Source organism: Cytobacillus firmus, from assembly GCF_023612095.1.
In the GTDB taxonomy this organism is placed as follows: Bacteria; Bacillota; Bacilli; order Bacillales; family Cytobacillaceae; genus Cytobacillus.
On record NZ_CP086235.1, the window covers coordinates 3,471,936 to 3,488,653 of the forward strand.

Sequence of the window (16,718 nt, forward strand, 5' to 3'; positions counted from 1 at the left end):
TGAAACCTCTCATCAGAGGATTCCATGTATCATATGTACAATTGTCCTGAATGGGATGGGCGAACACCCAATTTTTTTTAAAAAACAATGGTTTATGGACCAAGCATTACTTTCTTCTTTTGTTATTTTTTTCATTTATGGTATAGTAGAGAATGTGATATTTGAAGGCACTGTGAAGGCAATTGCTGGTTTTTAAGAAGTCTAAAAATTCAGCAGAAGACAGCAGTCAAGCTCTCCAGAGCCAAATTTGAAAATTAATTTAGGAGTGTTCAACATGAAGAAATGGATGCTATCGCTCTCCATTGCAGCTGGAGTAATTGGATTAAGCGCATGCAGCAGCACCGGCGGCGACTCAGGAGATGTCGTTGTTGAAACAAAGAGCGGAAACATTACAAAGGACGAGCTTTATGAAGCAATGAAGGAAAAATACGGCGAACAGGCGCTCCAGGAGCTCATTTATGAAAAAGTTCTTTCTGATAAATACAAAGTAACAGACAAAGAACTTAACGAGAAAATTGATGAACTAAAACAGCAGCTTGGTGCTAACTTCGAGATGGCACTTATGCAATATGGCTATAAGGATGAAGAAGATTTAAGGGAAACCTTTAAAACAGGCTTACTCCAGGAAAAAGCCGCTATTAAAGATATTGAAGCAACAGAAAAAGAAGTGAAAGAATACTACGATAACTACAAGCCGGAAATTAAAGCACGCCACATCCTGGTAGAGGATGAAAAAACGGCGAATGAAGTAAAGAAAAAGCTTGATGAAGGCGGAAAGTTTGAAGATCTGGCCAAAGAATATTCTAAAGATCCTGGATCTGCTGCAAATGGCGGAGATTTAGGCTGGTTTGGACCAGGTAAAATGGTTCCTGAATTCGAAGAGGCAGCTTATGCCCTGGATGTGAATGAAATCAGCGCTCCTGTTCAATCAGAACATGGTTTCCATATAATTCAGGTAACTGAGAAAAAAGAGAAAAAGTCCTTTGATGAAATGAAGAAGGAAATGGAATATCAAGTAAAAGTCTCCAAGCTTGATGGCGAGAAAATACAGCAGGCAATGGATCGTGAACTAAAGGCTGCTGATGTTGATATTAAAGATAAGGAACTAAAAGGGGTTCTTGATAAACCTGAAGCTGAAGGTGAAGGTGGAACTGAAGCGAAATAAAAAAAACGGGGCTCCATGCTGGAGTCCCGTTTTTTATATGTTATTAAAGTCAGCCTGCTGATGCTTTAGCGGATTTCCGCTCTTCTTTTTCCCGTTCAAGACGCTTCATATAAATTTCACCCTCGCGTTCTATGCTGTCATGCTCCACTTTTTTCTCTTCCCTGCCTGTCCTTACCGCCATATATGCACTTATAACGATTCCGGCTGCAACAAAATATACCCAAATTGGAATCATCTGTTTCCCCTCTTTCTTTTCATATGGTTGTCCATTTACTATAAAATGTATGCTGAACCGGAAAAAATATGATGACAGACACTAAAAATGCCATCCTTTCCCATTAGGAAGGATGGCATTTATTATTTATGAAAACTAGGTTTATAGAATGAACGGTTATCCAGAGCAAATACCCGCTCCGAGAATTCTCCAGGTTTTACCCTCTCAAGAGCTCTATCAAGCATATTCATTTTTGCATCAATATTATCAATATAATGAAGAATTTCTGCTTCCTTGATTAATGGCGGCTTCGGACTGCCCCATTCTGCTTTGCCGTGATGGGACAAGACCAGGTGCTGAAGGACCATAATCTCTTCACCGCTGATTCCCAGTTCCTCAGCAGCTTTTCCTATTTCGTTGATCATAATGGTTATATGCCCTAGCAGGTTTCCTTCTATTGTGTAGGATGTTGAAATCGGTCCGGACAGCTCTGTAATTTTCCCTAAATCGTGCAGGATGACTCCAGCGTACAATAAGTCCTTATCGAGGCTTGGGTACAAACCGGAAATTACTTTAGCCAAATCCAGCATGGAAACAACATGATAGGCAAGACCGGAAACGAACTCATGATGGTTCTTGGTAGCAGCCGGGTATTCAAGAAAGTCCTTTTGATGCTTTTTCAGTAAATGGCGGGTAATCCGCTGGATGTTCGGATTTTTCATTTCAAATATATATTGAGTGATTTTACTCATCATTTCATCAGTACTTAAGGGTGCTGTTTCGAGAAAGTCTGCCAGCTTCACCGGATCAGTTGGAGAGGCCGGCCGTATTTGGCGGATTCTTAACTGATTGCGTCCACGGTAATTTAAAATATCCCCTGCCACTTTTACAATGGTTTCAGGACTGTAGTTTTTGGCATCTTCATCAGACACATCCCAAAGCTTTGCTTCAATTTCCCCGCTTTGGTCCTGGAAGATAAGGGTCAAGAACGGCTTTCCATTACTCGCAATTCCCTTAGTTGCATTTTTGATGAGCAGAAAAAGCTCGATTTGTTCTCCTACTTCGTAATAAACAATTCCTTTTGACATACGCGCGCCGACGCTCCCTTCACGAGGTTGTTTAAAAAGGGCATTCAGAAACAGATAAATCTTTTGCAGCCTCTTTAAACATGCAATTCTATTAACCTAGTATACCATACTGATACGGCACTCTCCTAAATTAATCATGTCATTTGCCCACCATTAAAACCCATTCACTTTTACATGAATGGGTTCTATTAATACAATGCAGTAAATCCTCTCGATGTCTTTAAAGAATGGCACCTCTGTCATCATTAGACAGACAGCTTTTCCTTTATAACGGACTGTATCTGCTCTTCCTGAAAATACGGCAGAAGATGTTTATGACAAGTGAAAAATAAAACTTGCCGATTTGTAAGGCTTTTTAACAGATTAATCATTCTTTCTGTTCGGACATGATCAAAATTTACGAAGCTATCATCAATAATAATGGGAAATGGGTATTTTCCATAAATCATCATGGCGAGTGCAAGTCTAAAGGATACGTATATCTGTTCCGCAGTCGCCTGGCTCAGCTCCTTTGCTTCAAAAACTGCTCCTGTCCTGCTTTCTATGAGAAAACCGCTCCTTTCCTCTTTAGGAAAAATCCGTACATAGCGGCCATTGGTTAAGTAAGAAAGATAGTGCTCTGCTTTATCCAGCATTTTTGGCAAGCGCTCATTTTTAAAGCTTCTTATCGTCCGATCTAATATATCCTTGGCAGCAGCATATTTTGCCCACTCCCTTGCCTCTGCTTCAAACTCAGATTTCAGCAAAGCGAATTTATGCAGAAGTTCCGCATATGTTCCGCCCTCTTCAAGAATTCCAATTTCATGCTTTACTTCTGCAAGCTTGGTCTGCAGACCAGGAATACTTTCCTTGAGCCGAGCAGCTTTTTCGCTGACGGCTTGGATCTCTGCTTCCGGTTTTGTCACATTGAAATATTCGCCGATTTCCTCCTGTGAAAAAGAGTTAAGGCTCATTTGCTTGCGGACCTGTTTTATCTGTTCCTCAAGTTCTGCTAATCTCTGTGCTTCAGCTGCTTTTTCCCGGTATTCATCTGAATTATCAGTGCCTGCGCTTCGGAACAGGTTCCTGCATTCATTTTGGAAGTGGCTAAGTTCGGCAAGCACTGTGCTGAGTTCCAGCTTTAACTCTTGAAGCTTGGCTTCTTTTTCACCCTGCTTTATCTGTTTCTCGGTTTCTTCCTTCAGCCTTTTTTTCAGTTGATAGCCGACTTCCTGAATACTTCCCGGCTCGCTATTTAATAGAGACTTTAGCTTTTGAAAAGTTTGGAGCTTCTCATTGATTCCCTTTTCTGCTGATGCCTTTCTTTCAAGGGTGTATTTTTTTTCCCTGGTAAGAACTTTCAGCTTTTCAATCAGACTAAAAGCCTCGCTTAAGTAGTTTTTGGCAATTTCAGAAGGAAGAAGCAGCTGTTTCCCCAGCTGCAGGAGTTCAGATTCAAGTTCGGCAGATTCCTTTTCCCATTTTTCAAAGGAGTTAATGACCTTTTCATATTTTTCATTTGTTTGTTCAAGCTGAAATTGTAATTGGATAAGCTGATTTTGCCTTTCACTGTCTTTCTTCAGCTGTGCCTCCAGGCTCGCAGCATGCTGAATGTCAGGATGCTGCGATTTCTCCAGCAGTGATTTTTCTTTTTCACTCAGTGATTTTATCTCATCTTTAATAAAGCTATCCTCTCTCTTAGGCTCCTTTTTGTTTGCACTTGTAAAACAAAAGGCTGCGCCTATCAAACCTGCACCTGCAATCACCCATAATTGACTAAAGATTCCCCAGCCTGCAAAAGCTGCAAACAGAACTCCCAAATACAAAAGCTGCCTTTTTTCCCGGTATGCTTTTTGCTGTCTTTTTTCCTGTTCCTTTTTTTCTGTTTTGTGAAGGAACTGAAGCCTTTCCTGTATATCCTGCAGCTCTTTTTCGATATTGTGCTTATTCGAGGTGAAGCTCAGTGTTTCTTTAATGGCAGCACGTTCGTCCTCCGTAAGAAGCAGTTCTGTCAATTCGCCAAGTTTCTGTTCCGTATTCTCCAGCGCCGACGTTTCATCGTTAAACCGCCCGTCCAACTCCAGTTTCATTGCTTGCAGATGATTTCGCCGGGAATTAACCGCATTAATCTTTTCCTTCATAAAAACACTCGTATCAGCCTGTTCAAGCTGCTGTTCGTCAATTTGAAGATGAAGTCTTTCCTGAAGATTTATAATTTCATCTGAGATATTTCCCAGTTTTATTGATAATTCTTTATCCTCTTGAATTAATCTATCCAGCAGCGGCAGCCCCTCAACTGCTGCATTGATTTGCGGCTCATGATTTAAGAGCAAAAGATCAGGCTGACTGCTTTCCAGCTCTTGTTCCAAAATGTTTATTCTGGATTCCAGACTGGCTCTTCGTCCTTCCAGCGGCTTTATCAGGCTTTCAAGCTTCTCCAATAAAGAAAGCCCATCTGCCGGAAAAGACACATCTCCAAATCTTCCCCTTTCTTTAATCAGCTCCTGCTCCATAGCTAATAAAGGATAGAATTCCTTCCACTCTTTTAGACGGGATAGCTTCTGCTGGTATTGCTCCAACTCATGCTGTATTCTCTGTAAATCGTTTGCGATACTATCTTTTTCCTGCAGCAATATCCAATAATGTTCATTATTCTGCTCTGCTTTTTTCAAATCCCGATGCAGCTGCTTCATCTCTTTCAGCTTTACATTAAGGGTTGGCTTTTTTCCATTTGGCTTAAAGCGGCTTTCCAATTCCTTTTGTAGTATATTTTCAGCAGTAACGAGATGATCCGTACCCAGTGAACCTGCTGAAAACAAATACCTGCCCAAATCCTCACCCTTCATTTGGTTCACATTTTGCAGTCCATGAATATTAAAAGAGAAAATAGACTGATATAAGTTTTTATCAATATGGTGAAGGAGTTCGCCTAAAAGGCCTTCTCCTCCCCTGGTGCCATCCTCAAGAAGGACGCTGACATCACCTGACGCTTTGCCTTTAACCCGCTCTATGACCGCCTTCCCTCTATCAGGAAAAACAGCGGTAATTCTGCCGCCATATTTCGCTCCTTCCTTAGGCTCATACCTTAATTCCGATTGAGTCTTTGCCGGAAAGCCAAAAAGAACGCTATGAATAAAAGACATGATGGTTGATTTGCCCGCCTCATTTTCTCCGTAAATAACCTGCAGGGATTGAATATCGTCAAGTATAAAGTCAGTAAGCTTTCCATAACCGTAAATATGTATGTCTGTAATTATCAAGGGTCCACCTCCATTCATTGTCCTCAAGCTTTGTATAATAGGCCCACCAGCAGTGCTTCGGCTTCCTCCGCGATTCTCTGTTTTTCATCCTTAGTGAGCTCGTTCAAAAATCTTCTTGCCAGGGGATGTGAATACAAGGACAAAGAACTTTCACTGCACTCTCCAAAGTGATCCGCAGTTTTAAAAAGCTCACTGAAAAAATCTGATTCATGTGCAAGCTTTTCCTTATTCCACATTCTTTTTTCATTTACTGTGATACCGGAAATCCATACAAATGATTCCTCATCTGCCTCTTCCTCCTGCAGTGTTTCGATGAGCTCGCCATTGGTTATGCTTCTTAATTCGTGATCTGGCATGCATGCATCTGCAAGTGTCAGATTTAGGAATGTTCCCTGCCTGTTTTGCCGTTTTTCTTCCATCAAATTTAAGCAAGTTTCATAAACATCCTGATAATTCTCCAATCCGGAAGCATCTATTTTTGCATTTTCCCAGATAAGAGGAGCGGCTTCCAGAAACTCTGTCTTCGCACCAGAACTATCAAGCTCAACTAAATAGCATCCTTTCGGACCTGTTTCTTTCCGGTTTCTTCCCTGTATATTACCGGGGTAAATGACTGGCGGCTGGGAAATGATGATTTCCCGTTTATGTATATGCCCAAGAGCCCAATAATCAAAGCTCTTTCCCAGCAAATCATTTATTCGGAACGGTGCATATGGATCATGATCATTGCTGCCTTCAGAAGAGCCATGAAGTATTCCAATATGCAGATCAGCTCCATCTGTTCTGCTGTATTGATCGATCATTCTTTCCAGCACATGTCTCTTAGGGTAGCTGAAACCGTAGAGATGAACAGATGTACCATTTTCAGCAGTATGCTTTACCGCTTCAACCTCATGGGAAAAAATATGGACATTTTCCGGCATTGGCAAATGGGCCCATCGGCCATCCATATGGTCATGATTACCATGGACTGCATAAACAGCAATCCCGCATTCCGCCAGCCTCTCCATTTCCTTACGAAAACGGGTTTGTGCCTTTATGCTCCTGTCTTCACCGTCAAATAAATCCCCGGCTAAGATGACAAAGTCAACAGCATGGAAAATGGCTAAGTCAATTATTTTAGTAAATGCATCGAAGGTACTTTCCTGAAGCTTTTTAAATATGGCTCCGGGCAAATGCTTCAAACCGGACATTGGACTATCCAGGTGCAAGTCGGCAGCGTGAATAAACGTAACCCTTTTCATGGAAACTTCCTTTCATTCCTTTTCTTTCATTTTACCTCATCCAAAAAACGAATGCACGTTCCTATCCGAAATGATTTATATCTTTACTGATTTTCTTAATTAGTTTTAGACAGGGAAGCTTGTGCATAAAAATGTACAAGACCTTTCTTGAGGATTGCATAAAACTTCAAGGAGAACTTTAAGGGCGGAGTGGTATATTGGGAATTGGAATTTATTTAAGTTATGTGTTTCTCGGACTGTCTCTGGCAGCTCCAATTGGGCCGGTTAATGCCGTCAGGCTTGAAAAAGGGATCAAAAATGGATTTTGGCATGCGTGGATTGTTGGAGTGGGTTCGATGTTTGCTGATGGGTTTTATATGCTGGTTGTATACCTTGGACTCGTCCACTTTTTGGACACCCCTGTTGTACAGATCTTCCTGTGGCTTTTTGGAGGATTTATTCTTTTATATACGGGGTTCGAAAGTATTGTAAATGCCAATAAAATTTCCATAAGCTATGTGCGCAGCCAGGATTCCCTGTATAAATGCTTTTTCTCCGGGTTTATTATGTCCATATCCAGTCCTCTTTCCATTCTGTTCTGGCTTGGCATTTACGGATCTGTACTTGCAAAAACAGCCGCAGCCTATGGAAAAACAGAGCTCTTTTTATACAGTACTATGATTTTTCTGGGACTCATGCTATGGGATTTATTTGTTGCAGGGTTAACTACAGGGTTTCGGCGTTTCCTGACCTCTAAAGGGATCATCGTTATATCGATTCTTTCAGGATTATCGCTAATTGGATTTGGAGCTTATTTTGCATTTGAAGGTTTAAAGGCATTATTTGCATAACGAATTACATGGAAAAAGCTCCGTTTCTTAAAGACGGAGCTTTTCTCAAATTATTCGTTTTTAGTAAGCTGTAATGCTTTTTTAATATCTTTAAATGAATTGGATTTGCCATACATCAATACTCCGCCCCTGTAGACTCTCGCTCCAAAGACAGCTAGCAGTATAATGGAAACTAGAAGGATCGCAATTCCAAGAATCGGCTCCCATACCGGCAGTGACAGCATCCCTACTCTCATGAACATGAGCATCGGAGTAAAGAATGGAATATAAGACGTGATCGTTACAAAGGAAGCTTCCGGCTGGCCTAGACCAAACATAGCAATCATAAAGCCTGCCACAACCATCATGGTCATTGGAGTAATCATCTGCTGGATATCTTCAATCCTGCTTACAAGCGAACCAAGAAAAGCTGCCAGTGTGGCGTAAAGGAAATATCCAAGAATGAAAAAGATGAGTGCATAAGCGATAGTCGAAGCCGGAATGTTTCCAAATCCGAAGAATTCAAAAAAGCCGCCTTCCATCGTATCAAGATTTTGTTTGACTGAAAAATAACCGACTAATAGAATGAGTGCCATCTGTGTCAGGCTAAGCAGCCCGATTCCCAATATTTTTGCGAACATCTGCTTGATTGGCGAGACACTGGATATCAGAATTTCCATGACACGGGAAGACTTTTCTGTCGCTACCTCCATGGCAATCATATTAGCGTATAAGATGACTGCAAAATAAATGATGAATAACAGAACATAAACAAGTCCTCTTGCCTGATTCAGTTCTTCTTCTGTTTTAGCATTTTCTTCAAGAGCGGTCTTATCAAAAGGCACCGGCTCATACAGCTTGCTTAATTGCTCCGGGCTAAGGTTTATTTGAGTGGCAGCCATTTGCGTTTTCAGCTGCTGCAGCCCGCCCTGCAATTCGGATGGGATGGCTGAATCGGCTATACTTCTTGCTTTATAGGCTGCTTCGGGAAGCTCTTCTTCTGTAAAGGATAACAATAAAAGTCCTTTATACTCTTCATCCTTAACAGCACTTTCCCCTTCTGCCTCTGACCCTTTGTAGGCAATTAAAGATATCTTGTTATTCAGGGCATCCATTTGTTCCTGAAGAGGAGCTAACAGCACCCCTGTCTCATCGATTACTGCAATTCGCTCTTGATCATCCTTATTAAAATACTCAATAATACCTGATAAGTTGGCAAGCCCAGCAACTATCGCCACAGTAATGAGAGTCGTAACAATAAATGACTTGGTCTTCAGCTTGCTTAAATAAGTATGAAGAAGAATCGTCATAAAGTTATTCATAGGAAGCACCAGCCTTTTCTATAAAAATATCATTCAGAGACGGCTCTTCCAAAACAAATTTACGGACAAATCCCTTCTCTGCAACCTCTCTGAAAATGGCTTCAGCGGCATCTTCACCGGAAATCTGCAGCTGAATCCCCTCAGCTGTCTGTCTGGCTTTCACCACTCCCCTGCTATCCTTCAAAAAGCTTAAATCATAATCTGCATGGATAATAAGGTTTTTTCTGCCAAAGGAACGTTTAATCTCTTTTAAAGACCCGTGCACTACCGGCCGGCCTTTTTGCATGATGCATAAGTGCTCACAAAGCTCTTCTACATGCTCCATCCTATGTGAGGAAAAGACGATTGTTGTACCATTATCCTTTAGATCCAGTACAGCATCCTTCAGCAGTTCTACATTAACCGGATCCAATCCGCTGAATGGTTCATCCAGAATTAAAAGCTTTGGCTTATGTATAACTGCAGTAATAAACTGGATTTTCTGCTGGTTACCCTTTGAAAGCTCTTCAATTTTTTTATTGACATATTCAGGAACTTTGAATCTCTCGAGCCAATAAGTTAATTCCTTTAAGCAGTCCTGCTTTGCCATCCCTCTCAGCTTAGCTAAATAGATAACCTGATCCTTGACCTTCAGCTTTGGATATAAGCCTCTTTCTTCAGGAAGGTAGCCTATCAGCGGGCTGGTTGAATAATCGATGGGATTTCCATTCCACGTAATCTTTCCTCCACTGGGATCCAGTAGTCCCAGTATCATTCGAAAGGTCGTTGTTTTACCGGCGCCATTCGCCCCCAGGAATCCAAACATCTCACTTTCGGGAATAGAAAGCGACAAATCGTCCACTGCCGTAAACTTTCCAAAGCGCTTTGTTACATGCTCAAGCTCTAAAGCCATTTCGAATTCCTCCTTTTCCTATTTAGCAATACGTACAGAAAAGAAAAAGGTTCCCTGATTTAAACATTTTTTCTGAATAAATTTTGCACATTCCAAGAAATTATGCAAGAATAATAGTAACTATCTGAATTTTATAATAAGAGGGGTGTCTCATTATGAAAACTTACAAGCTTACTGCATTTGAACAGGACGGGGAAAAGATACTGGATGAAGCATTCCAGGCAGCTTCTGATGACGAAGCTAAGAGTGTTGGAGAAAATCTCCTTAAGGAAAAAGGGCTGGATGAAAAAACTCACCGCTGCACTTCTCCTGCAGGCAAGCTGATTTTGTTTCATAGATAGGAAGAAAAGCAAAGGGCTCAGCTCTTTGCTTTTCTTCTATCAATCTTTATTTCCCCTTAAACACAGGCTTTCTTTTCTCAATAAAGGCCTGGATTCCTTCTTTGTGATCCTCTGTTTGCCGCATTTTATGCTGGCCAAGCTTTTCAAGCTCAAGCACTTTCAGCAGGAGCGGCCGGTTTTTATCAGCAAGAATTTTCTTTGTCTTAATCATTGCTTCTGTTGGTCTGTTCAGCCATTGGCTTAATTTTGCATCAACTGCCGTGCTTAAATCAGCTTCTGCTATTTCGTGAATCAGCCCCATTTTTAGTGCTTCATCTGCAGTAAGCACATTTCCTTCCCAGATTAAATGCTTCGCTTTATCTTCGCCAATGCGCTGCTGCAGGAAGAAGTGGGCCCCACCGTCAGGAATTAAGCCGACTCCAATAAAATTCATGGCAAGCTTGCTGTTCCTGTCTGCCAATATATAATCAGTGGCAAGTGCCAGGCTGAGTCCCAAACCGGCAGCAGCCCCTGTTACAGCACTGATGGTCAGCTTCGGCATGCTATAAAGAGTGACAGCCAGCTCGCTGATGCAATCCATCACTTCCGGGAAATCGTTTTCATTTGTTTCCAAAAGCATTGTTTTTATATCCCCGCCTGAGGAAAATGCGCGGCCCCTTCCTTTCAAGACAACAATATCAATCTCATCTCTTTGGCCAATATCTTTCATGGCACTCAAAAGCCCTTTCAGCATTTCTACATTCAATGCGTTCAATGATTCAGGCCTGTTCATTTCAACCGCCGCCACACGCCCATCAAGCTGAACACTTACAGTCTCAGTTACAAAATCTGTTGTCAAAATCTTTCCCCTCCTTTAAATGCTTCTTTTATTATAAAGAGTATAATTATATTTAAAAAGTATTTTGTCTAAAAATTTTTAATTTTGTCATTTATTGGTCACTTCCTCGATACGCTCTCTCAGAAAGAACTGTAATGGACCCATTTAGCTAAGCCAAAAACTAATTTGATGATATTAAAAACAGCATCCCAAAAGGATGCTGTAAATGACCCATATTTACTTTGCATGACCTGTATATTCTTTTTGGACCTGCTCTCTTAAAGCCATTTTAAGGAATTTTCCTACAGAGGTTTTTGGTATTTCCTCAAAGAAAAGTATTTCATCCGGAAGCCACCATTTTGCAAATTGCGGTTTCAGGAATTCATAAAGCTCTTCTTTTGTGGTCTGCCCTTTAAATGGCTCTTTCAGAACTACGCATGCCACCGGCCTCTCCTGCCATTGCTCATGCGGGACAGCAACAACCGCTGCTTCAAATACCGATTCATGAGCCATTAAGGCATTTTCGATATCAACGGAAGAAATCCACTCCCCTCCGCTTTTAATTAAATCTTTTGTTCTGTCAACGATTTTCATAAACCCTTCTTCATCAATGGTTACGACATCTCCTGTGTAGAGCCAGCCATCACGGAATGCCTCATTGGTCCGTTCATCCTTATAATATTCAGAAGCAATCCATGGGCCTCTTATCGCTAGTTCCCCCATTTCCTTTCCGTCCCATGCTGCTTCGCCATCCTTGCCGGCAATCTTCATTTCCAGCCCAGGTACAAGAATTCCCTGTTTGGATTTTATATCCAGCTTCTCTTCTGCTGAAAGCTCTTCCTGATAGCTTTTTAAAGTCGAAATAACAACAAGCGGGCTTGTTTCAGTCATTCCGTAGGCATGCATGAATGGAATTTTATGCTTTTGCTCGAAGGCTTTAATCATGCCTTTTGGCGCTGCTGAACCTCCACATAGCACCGATCGGAGTGAGCTCATATCATAGTTATTTTCATCAAGTTCTTTTAATAATCCAAGCCAGATTGTCGGCACTCCGGCTGTTATGGTAACTTTCTCAGATTGAATAAGCTCTGCCAGAAGTTTAGGTGTAAAATATGGCCCCGGCAATACAAGAGTGGTTCCAAACCAGACAGCAGCAAACGGCAGCCCCCACGCGTTTACATGAAACATCGGCACTACCGGGAGAGCGATATCTTTTTCGCTTACCGCTGCACTGTCTGCCATCCCAAGCGCCATACTGTGGAGAACAATGCCTCTGTGGGAATAGACAACCCCTTTAGGGTTACCTGTAGTTGCTGAGGTATAGCACATTCCCGCTGCTGAATTTTCATCCAGATCATCAGGATATTCATAGGCACCGCCTGCTTCATCGATAAGCTTTTCATAGTGATATACCGGCGAAAGAGAAGTCTCCGGCAATTCTTCTTCATCTGTCATAATGATGAACGCCTTGACCGTCTTCAATTTATCCTTAACCTTCTCAATTAGCGGTACAATGTCAGGGTCGATCAGCAGCACTTTATCTTCTGCATGGTTAATAATATATGTAATATGCTGAGGTGACAGACGGATATTAATCGTGTGAAGAACTGCTCCGCTGCATGGGATGGCGAAATAAGCCTCCAGGTGGCGATGATGGTTCCAGGCCAGTGTCCCAACCTTATCCCCTCTTTCCACTCCAAGCTTTTGCAGGCTTTCTGCCAGTTTCCTGGTCCGTTCTGCAATCTCCTTATATGTAAATCTCTGAATTCCGCCGGCCGTTCTTGATACGACCGTTTTCTTAGGAAAATACTTTTCTGCCCGCCTGATCATCTGCGTCATAGTCAAAGGTGTCTGCATCATCATTACAATTCCCCCTTTTAGAAAACGCTTACATTTTAAATCATAGAGTTCTATGATCTTTTACCTATTCTCTTTATTTTCAGGAATTCCTTTAATGTTTTTCTTAATTTTCAAAAAAATATACACTTAAAAAATCCCCGCTTATTCAGCAAGGGATTGGTGTTTATTAAAAAGTTCTTTCAATATTTTCAATTTCTCATCTGTGTAATGCTCAAAGCTGTCATTATACGATTTTGGATCCTTCGGGTTTGCAAAATGAGTGATTTTTCCTGTCCCGGGATCAATGAACTTACTGGAAGCTCCGCACCCAAGCCCGATAATTGTCTGCTGTTCTTCCATAATCATAATGTTATAGATGCTTTCCTGATTTGGAAGGGCATAGCCGACATTTTCAAGATTGCCGAGAATATTTTTCTGGCGATAGAGATAATAAGGATGGTAATTATGAACTTTCGTCCAATCCTCAGCCATGTCCATCATTTTTTCAATCTCTTCACGATCGGCAACTTTATATTTTTGCTTGTTCTTGGTCATTTCCGAAGCTCGTTTAAAGGATAAAGTATGAACAGTCAGGGATTCCGGCATTAATTTCTCTGTTTCACCCAGAGTATGCGCAAATTCCTGAACCCCTTCTCCAGGCAATCCAATGATCAGATCCATATTGATATTGTTCATGCCCATATTACGGGCCAAATGGAATTTATCCACGGTTTCTTCCACTGTGTGGTGACGGCCAATTGCTTTCAAGGTCTCCTGAATATAGGACTGAGGATTAATGCTGATACGGTCAATATTCCATTTTTTAAGCACTTCAAGCTTTTCAGGTGTAATCGTATCAGGACGGCCTGCTTCCACAGTGACCTCCCGAATGTTTTTTACATCCGGGAAAGATTCATACATTTCCTCATAAAGCATATCCATCTCTTCTGCCGTAATGCTTGTCGGGGTCCCTCCGCCATAATAGACAGTGGTGATTTTCACATTATTTTCTTTCAGCCAATCACCAATTTTGCGCATTTCAAAATGAAGGCCGCCAAGAAATGAGTTAACAGAACCCTGCCTGCCATTAATCGCATAAGCAGGAAAAGTACAATACGCGCACTTTGTCGGGCAGAACGGAATGCCAATATATATGCTTACCTCTTTTTTCAAGTCATAAAGATCCGGTACCACAGCAAGCTGCCGGTCTACAATATTCTGCATAAGCTGAATTTTTTCATCTGTAATCAAGTACTCTTCCTTCAGCTGATGATGAGCTTCCTGGAGAGGTGTCTGATTCTGCATGGCACGGTGAAGCAATTTTGTGGGACGTACTCCGGTCAGAATCCCCCACTTCTGGGTAATGCCCGTCCAGTCCTGCAAAACAGTCAGGTATACATGTGATACTGCATTCTTCACTTGTCTGAAAGTCTCTTTTTCTGACTCAGCCGGAACAAATTCTTTTTCAAAAGTGGCAGTAAGGTTCCTGCTGTCTTTATCAGTAAGCTTTGCAAAGGCTTTAATGCGATCTCCCTGCTCAAGCTGAAAAGAAATTGTCAAATCTGCTGCAGCATTCTCACCCAGCAACACTTCACATTCTTCAAAAAAGAGGTTCCCGATCAGCCGGAGCGGACGATGGAACCGTTCATCCTTTATGCCTAAAATTGATATGTTCAAATCTATCACCTTTTTTTAGAAAATATAATAAATCTGCCGGTGTTCAATCTCACGGGCAGCTGCATGTTGACAAACTCCTTTTAGTGTACAGAACTGGGGAAACAAGGTCAATATACTATTGACCCGCTTTATCCAATGCCCTAAATCAAAAAGAGAGCCGATCTGCCTTGACCGGACTCTCTATCATACATTTATTTCAGCAGATTCATTTTCTTCAGAAAGTCGATTGGATGCTGTTTGCGGAAATGTTCTTTAACCATATAGCTTACGCCGCTCTGGTCATTGGATCGTGTCAGCCAGTCTGCTGTTTTTTTTACTTCTGCCGGAGCATTACCCATTGCCACCCCCAGACCGGCGGCTTCAATCATTTCCAAATCATCTTCAGAATCTCCAATTACGACCATTTGGTTTCTGGAAATTCCAAGGTGTTCACATAAATAGAGCAGCCCATTCAGCTTTGAAACTCCTGAAGGAACAATGTCCATCCTCAGATCATTCAGTTTAATGACTTCTACATTTTCAAACATGCCCCAGATGGCTGTCTTAGCATCCTCAAGGTCTTCTTTATCTTCAAAGTACACTTCAATTTTTGGCGGGGTGACCGGCTCGTCTAAGATGGTGTCACTTAATGAATCCACAAATTGCTGGGAGTAAAAAATGGGATCGCCGGTTGTAAAAACAGTTTTAGCAAGCATATTGGTATTGAGCTTCGTTTTGTTGGCAAGGGAATATTTTTCGTGCACCAGCCTGATTTGACAGGTAAAGCCTTCAAGCAGGCGCACGATTTCAAACGTTTCATCTTCCTGAATCCTTTTTACAAAGATCGGCTTTTCCTGGGAAGCTGCAATATATGCTCCCCTGTGAGTGACCAGCAAAGAATCGATTTTCAATGCTTTGGCCACTTTTTTCGCGGATGGAAAGCTTCGGGATGTAACAAGTGTTACATAAATTCCCTTTTGCTGCACATATTCTATCGCTTCTTTTGTTGATTTATGAAGTCTTCCATTTGTTTGGAGTAGTGTTCCGTCTATGTTTAAAGCAAGCATTCTGTATATCATCCAATTTGCCCCCTATTCTCGGTGTAAAATTGTCCTATTACACTTTTATGAAGGGAAGGACTGGATTAGAACATGACATGGACAATGGAGAAATTTTTTCATAGCTTAACGGCTGCTGTCTGATTTCACAGATCATTTGATATAAAAAAGATAAATTATTCATTTACATTTTGTTTGCTCCGTATTAAGATGGAGTCATTAAAAACTGCATATCCAAGTTTTGCACTAGGGGAGCTTTTTGGCTGAGAAGAACAATACGTTCTGACTCTTATCACCCGATCTGGATAATACCAGCGTGGGGAAGTGCAGGTGAACGGCTATCATTTATTTTGTATTGATAACATTCAACTGCATTTCCTATGGGAATGCAGTTTTTTATTTTCATAAATAATAGGAGGATGGAAAAATGCAGGAAAATTTTTTATGTGGGACTAGTGAAATTACAGGGTGCAGGTTTTCAATTTACCCAATGACTGACAGGTTTGCGGAGGTTATTTTATCAGCACTAAAAGAAGTGGATACGAGCAAGGTATGGATGGAAACTGATGATGTGAGCACCTGTGTGCGTGGCAGGTCCATTCATGTTTTCGATGTGGTCAAAGCTATTTACCTTGAAACAGTTAAGCATGGAGATCATGTAGTGTTTAACGGGACTTTTTCAAATGGATGTCCCGGTGATACTGCAGGCGATGCTTATCTTGCTGAAAATGAGGAACGGGCAAATGAAGAATCAGCAGCAGGAATCAGCCAGGAAGTCGCTGTCCAGTTCGCCCTTTATCCGATGGGGATTCCTGATTACATGAACGTCATTATGGACCAGGTCGGGCTCGCTGCGAATCGGGGTACTTTTACTAAAGGAGTTCATTATGCTTCAAGACTGGATGGAGATGCACACGCTGTTTTTAAAACACTTGAGGATGCTTTTGAAAACTGTAAGAAAAGCGATTCTACACATATTGTTATGACGGTGAATATGTCTGCCAACAGTCCATCCAAAAAGGGGACTGAGTAAT

14 protein-coding genes and 1 riboswitch are annotated in these 16,718 nt (G+C 41.5%); of the genes, 4 read left to right on the top strand and 10 right to left on the bottom strand.

Annotation, left to right across the window (positions count from 1 at the left end):
- Positions 1-274: 274 nt before the first annotated feature.
- Positions 275-1,165 carry a peptidylprolyl isomerase gene (locus LLY41_RS17455; RefSeq protein ID WP_095243818.1) on the top strand — a complete coding sequence of 297 codons (891 nt, stop codon included), beginning with the start codon at positions 275-277 and terminating at the stop codon, positions 1,163-1,165.
- Between the two features lie 49 nt (positions 1,166-1,214).
- Here the strand turns inward: LLY41_RS17455 and LLY41_RS17460 are convergent, their stop codons facing one another.
- The 4 genes from LLY41_RS17460 to LLY41_RS17475 all read right to left on the bottom strand — a co-directional run bounded on the left by LLY41_RS17460 (position 1,215) and on the right by LLY41_RS17475 (position 6,950).
- A complete protein-coding gene (locus tag LLY41_RS17460; protein WP_061794339.1) occupies positions 1,215-1,400 on the bottom strand; it encodes a sporulation YhaL family protein in 186 nt (61 codons plus the stop codon).
- 122 nt (positions 1,401-1,522) lie between these two features.
- Positions 1,523-2,467 (bottom strand): 3'-5' exoribonuclease YhaM, encoded by a 945-nt coding sequence (gene yhaM / locus LLY41_RS17465; protein WP_048010717.1) that lies wholly within the window; start codon positions 2,465-2,467, stop codon positions 1,523-1,525.
- Positions 2,468-2,712: 245 nt separating this feature from the next.
- A complete protein-coding gene (locus LLY41_RS17470; protein ID WP_304585968.1) occupies positions 2,713-5,706 on the bottom strand; it encodes an ATP-binding protein in 2,994 nt (997 codons plus the stop codon).
- A gap of 23 nt (positions 5,707-5,729) precedes the next feature.
- Positions 5,730-6,950, bottom strand: a complete 1,221-nt coding sequence (locus LLY41_RS17475; protein ID WP_304585969.1) for a metallophosphoesterase family protein — start codon at positions 6,948-6,950, stop codon at positions 5,730-5,732.
- Between the two features lie 197 nt (positions 6,951-7,147).
- On the opposite strand from LLY41_RS17475, the gene LLY41_RS17480 reads away from it, so the two are divergent.
- Complete coding sequence (locus LLY41_RS17480; protein ID WP_304585970.1) at positions 7,148-7,780, top strand: LysE family transporter; 633 nt, start codon at positions 7,148-7,150, stop codon at positions 7,778-7,780.
- Between the two features lie 50 nt (positions 7,781-7,830).
- Here LLY41_RS17480 and LLY41_RS17485 read toward each other — a convergent pair whose 3' ends face one another.
- Entirely contained in the window at positions 7,831-9,081 is a 1,251-nt protein-coding gene (locus tag LLY41_RS17485; protein ID WP_304585971.1) for an ABC transporter permease, read from the bottom strand.
- A complete protein-coding gene (locus LLY41_RS17490) occupies positions 9,074-9,973 on the bottom strand; it encodes an ABC transporter ATP-binding protein (RefSeq protein WP_304585972.1) in 900 nt (299 codons plus the stop codon). The genes LLY41_RS17485 and LLY41_RS17490 overlap by 8 nt, the downstream gene beginning before the upstream one ends.
- 155 nt (positions 9,974-10,128) lie before the next feature.
- Here LLY41_RS17490 and LLY41_RS17495 point away from each other — a divergent pair, with 155 nt between their 5' ends.
- On the top strand, positions 10,129-10,314 hold the full coding sequence (locus LLY41_RS17495) for a YhzD family protein (protein ID WP_048010724.1): 186 nt from the start codon (positions 10,129-10,131) through the stop codon (positions 10,312-10,314).
- Positions 10,315-10,360: 46 nt separating this feature from the next.
- On the opposite strand, the gene LLY41_RS17500 is transcribed toward LLY41_RS17495, so the two are convergent.
- The 4 genes from LLY41_RS17500 to LLY41_RS17515 all read right to left on the bottom strand — a co-directional run bounded on the left by LLY41_RS17500 (position 10,361) and on the right by LLY41_RS17515 (position 15,705).
- Complete coding sequence (locus LLY41_RS17500; protein WP_304585973.1) at positions 10,361-11,152, bottom strand: enoyl-CoA hydratase; 792 nt, start codon at positions 11,150-11,152, stop codon at positions 10,361-10,363.
- A 216-nt stretch (positions 11,153-11,368) separates the two neighbouring features.
- Positions 11,369-12,991, bottom strand: a complete 1,623-nt coding sequence (locus LLY41_RS17505; protein WP_304588053.1) for a long-chain fatty acid--CoA ligase — start codon at positions 12,989-12,991, stop codon at positions 11,369-11,371.
- Between the two features lie 141 nt (positions 12,992-13,132).
- Complete coding sequence (locus tag LLY41_RS17510) at positions 13,133-14,647, bottom strand: coproporphyrinogen III oxidase (protein WP_304585974.1); 1,515 nt, start codon at positions 14,645-14,647, stop codon at positions 13,133-13,135.
- Positions 14,648-14,838: 191 nt separating this feature from the next.
- Positions 14,839-15,705 (bottom strand): Cof-type HAD-IIB family hydrolase, encoded by an 867-nt coding sequence (locus LLY41_RS17515; RefSeq protein ID WP_304585975.1) that lies wholly within the window; start codon positions 15,703-15,705, stop codon positions 14,839-14,841.
- A 217-nt stretch (positions 15,706-15,922) separates the two neighbouring features.
- Positions 15,923-16,024: riboswitch (TPP riboswitch) on the top strand.
- 87 nt (positions 16,025-16,111) lie between these two features.
- Between LLY41_RS17515 and LLY41_RS17520 the strand changes: the two genes are divergently transcribed.
- Complete coding sequence (locus LLY41_RS17520; RefSeq protein WP_304585976.1) at positions 16,112-16,717, top strand: YkoF family thiamine/hydroxymethylpyrimidine-binding protein; 606 nt, start codon at positions 16,112-16,114, stop codon at positions 16,715-16,717.
- Position 16,718: the final 1 nt, after the last annotated feature.

What these genes read in the sequence shown, in the direction of transcription:
- LLY41_RS17455 (WP_095243818.1), top strand. Translation starts at nt 275, where the DNA reads ATGAAGAAATGGATGCTATCGCTCTCCATTGCAGCTGGAGTAATTGGA.
- LLY41_RS17460 (WP_061794339.1), bottom strand. Translation starts at nt 1,400, where the DNA reads ATGATTCCAATTTGGGTATATTTTGTTGCAGCCGGAATCGTTATAAGT.
- yhaM (WP_048010717.1), bottom strand. Translation starts at nt 2,467, where the DNA reads ATGTCAAAAGGAATTGTTTATTACGAAGTAGGAGAACAAATCGAGCTT.
- LLY41_RS17475 (WP_304585969.1), bottom strand. Translation starts at nt 6,950, where the DNA reads ATGAAAAGGGTTACGTTTATTCACGCTGCCGACTTGCACCTGGATAGT.
- LLY41_RS17485 (WP_304585971.1), bottom strand. Translation starts at nt 9,081, where the DNA reads ATGAATAACTTTATGACGATTCTTCTTCATACTTATTTAAGCAAGCTG.
- LLY41_RS17490 (WP_304585972.1), bottom strand. Translation starts at nt 9,973, where the DNA reads ATGGCTTTAGAGCTTGAGCATGTAACAAAGCGCTTTGGAAAGTTTACG.
- LLY41_RS17495 (WP_048010724.1), top strand. Translation starts at nt 10,129, where the DNA reads ATGAAAACTTACAAGCTTACTGCATTTGAACAGGACGGGGAAAAGATA.
- LLY41_RS17505 (WP_304588053.1), bottom strand. Translation starts at nt 12,991, where the DNA reads ATGATGCAGACACCTTTGACTATGACGCAGATGATCAGGCGGGCAGAA.
- LLY41_RS17515 (WP_304585975.1), bottom strand. Translation starts at nt 15,705, where the DNA reads ATGATATACAGAATGCTTGCTTTAAACATAGACGGAACACTACTCCAA.
- LLY41_RS17520 (WP_304585976.1), top strand. Translation starts at nt 16,112, where the DNA reads ATGCAGGAAAATTTTTTATGTGGGACTAGTGAAATTACAGGGTGCAGG.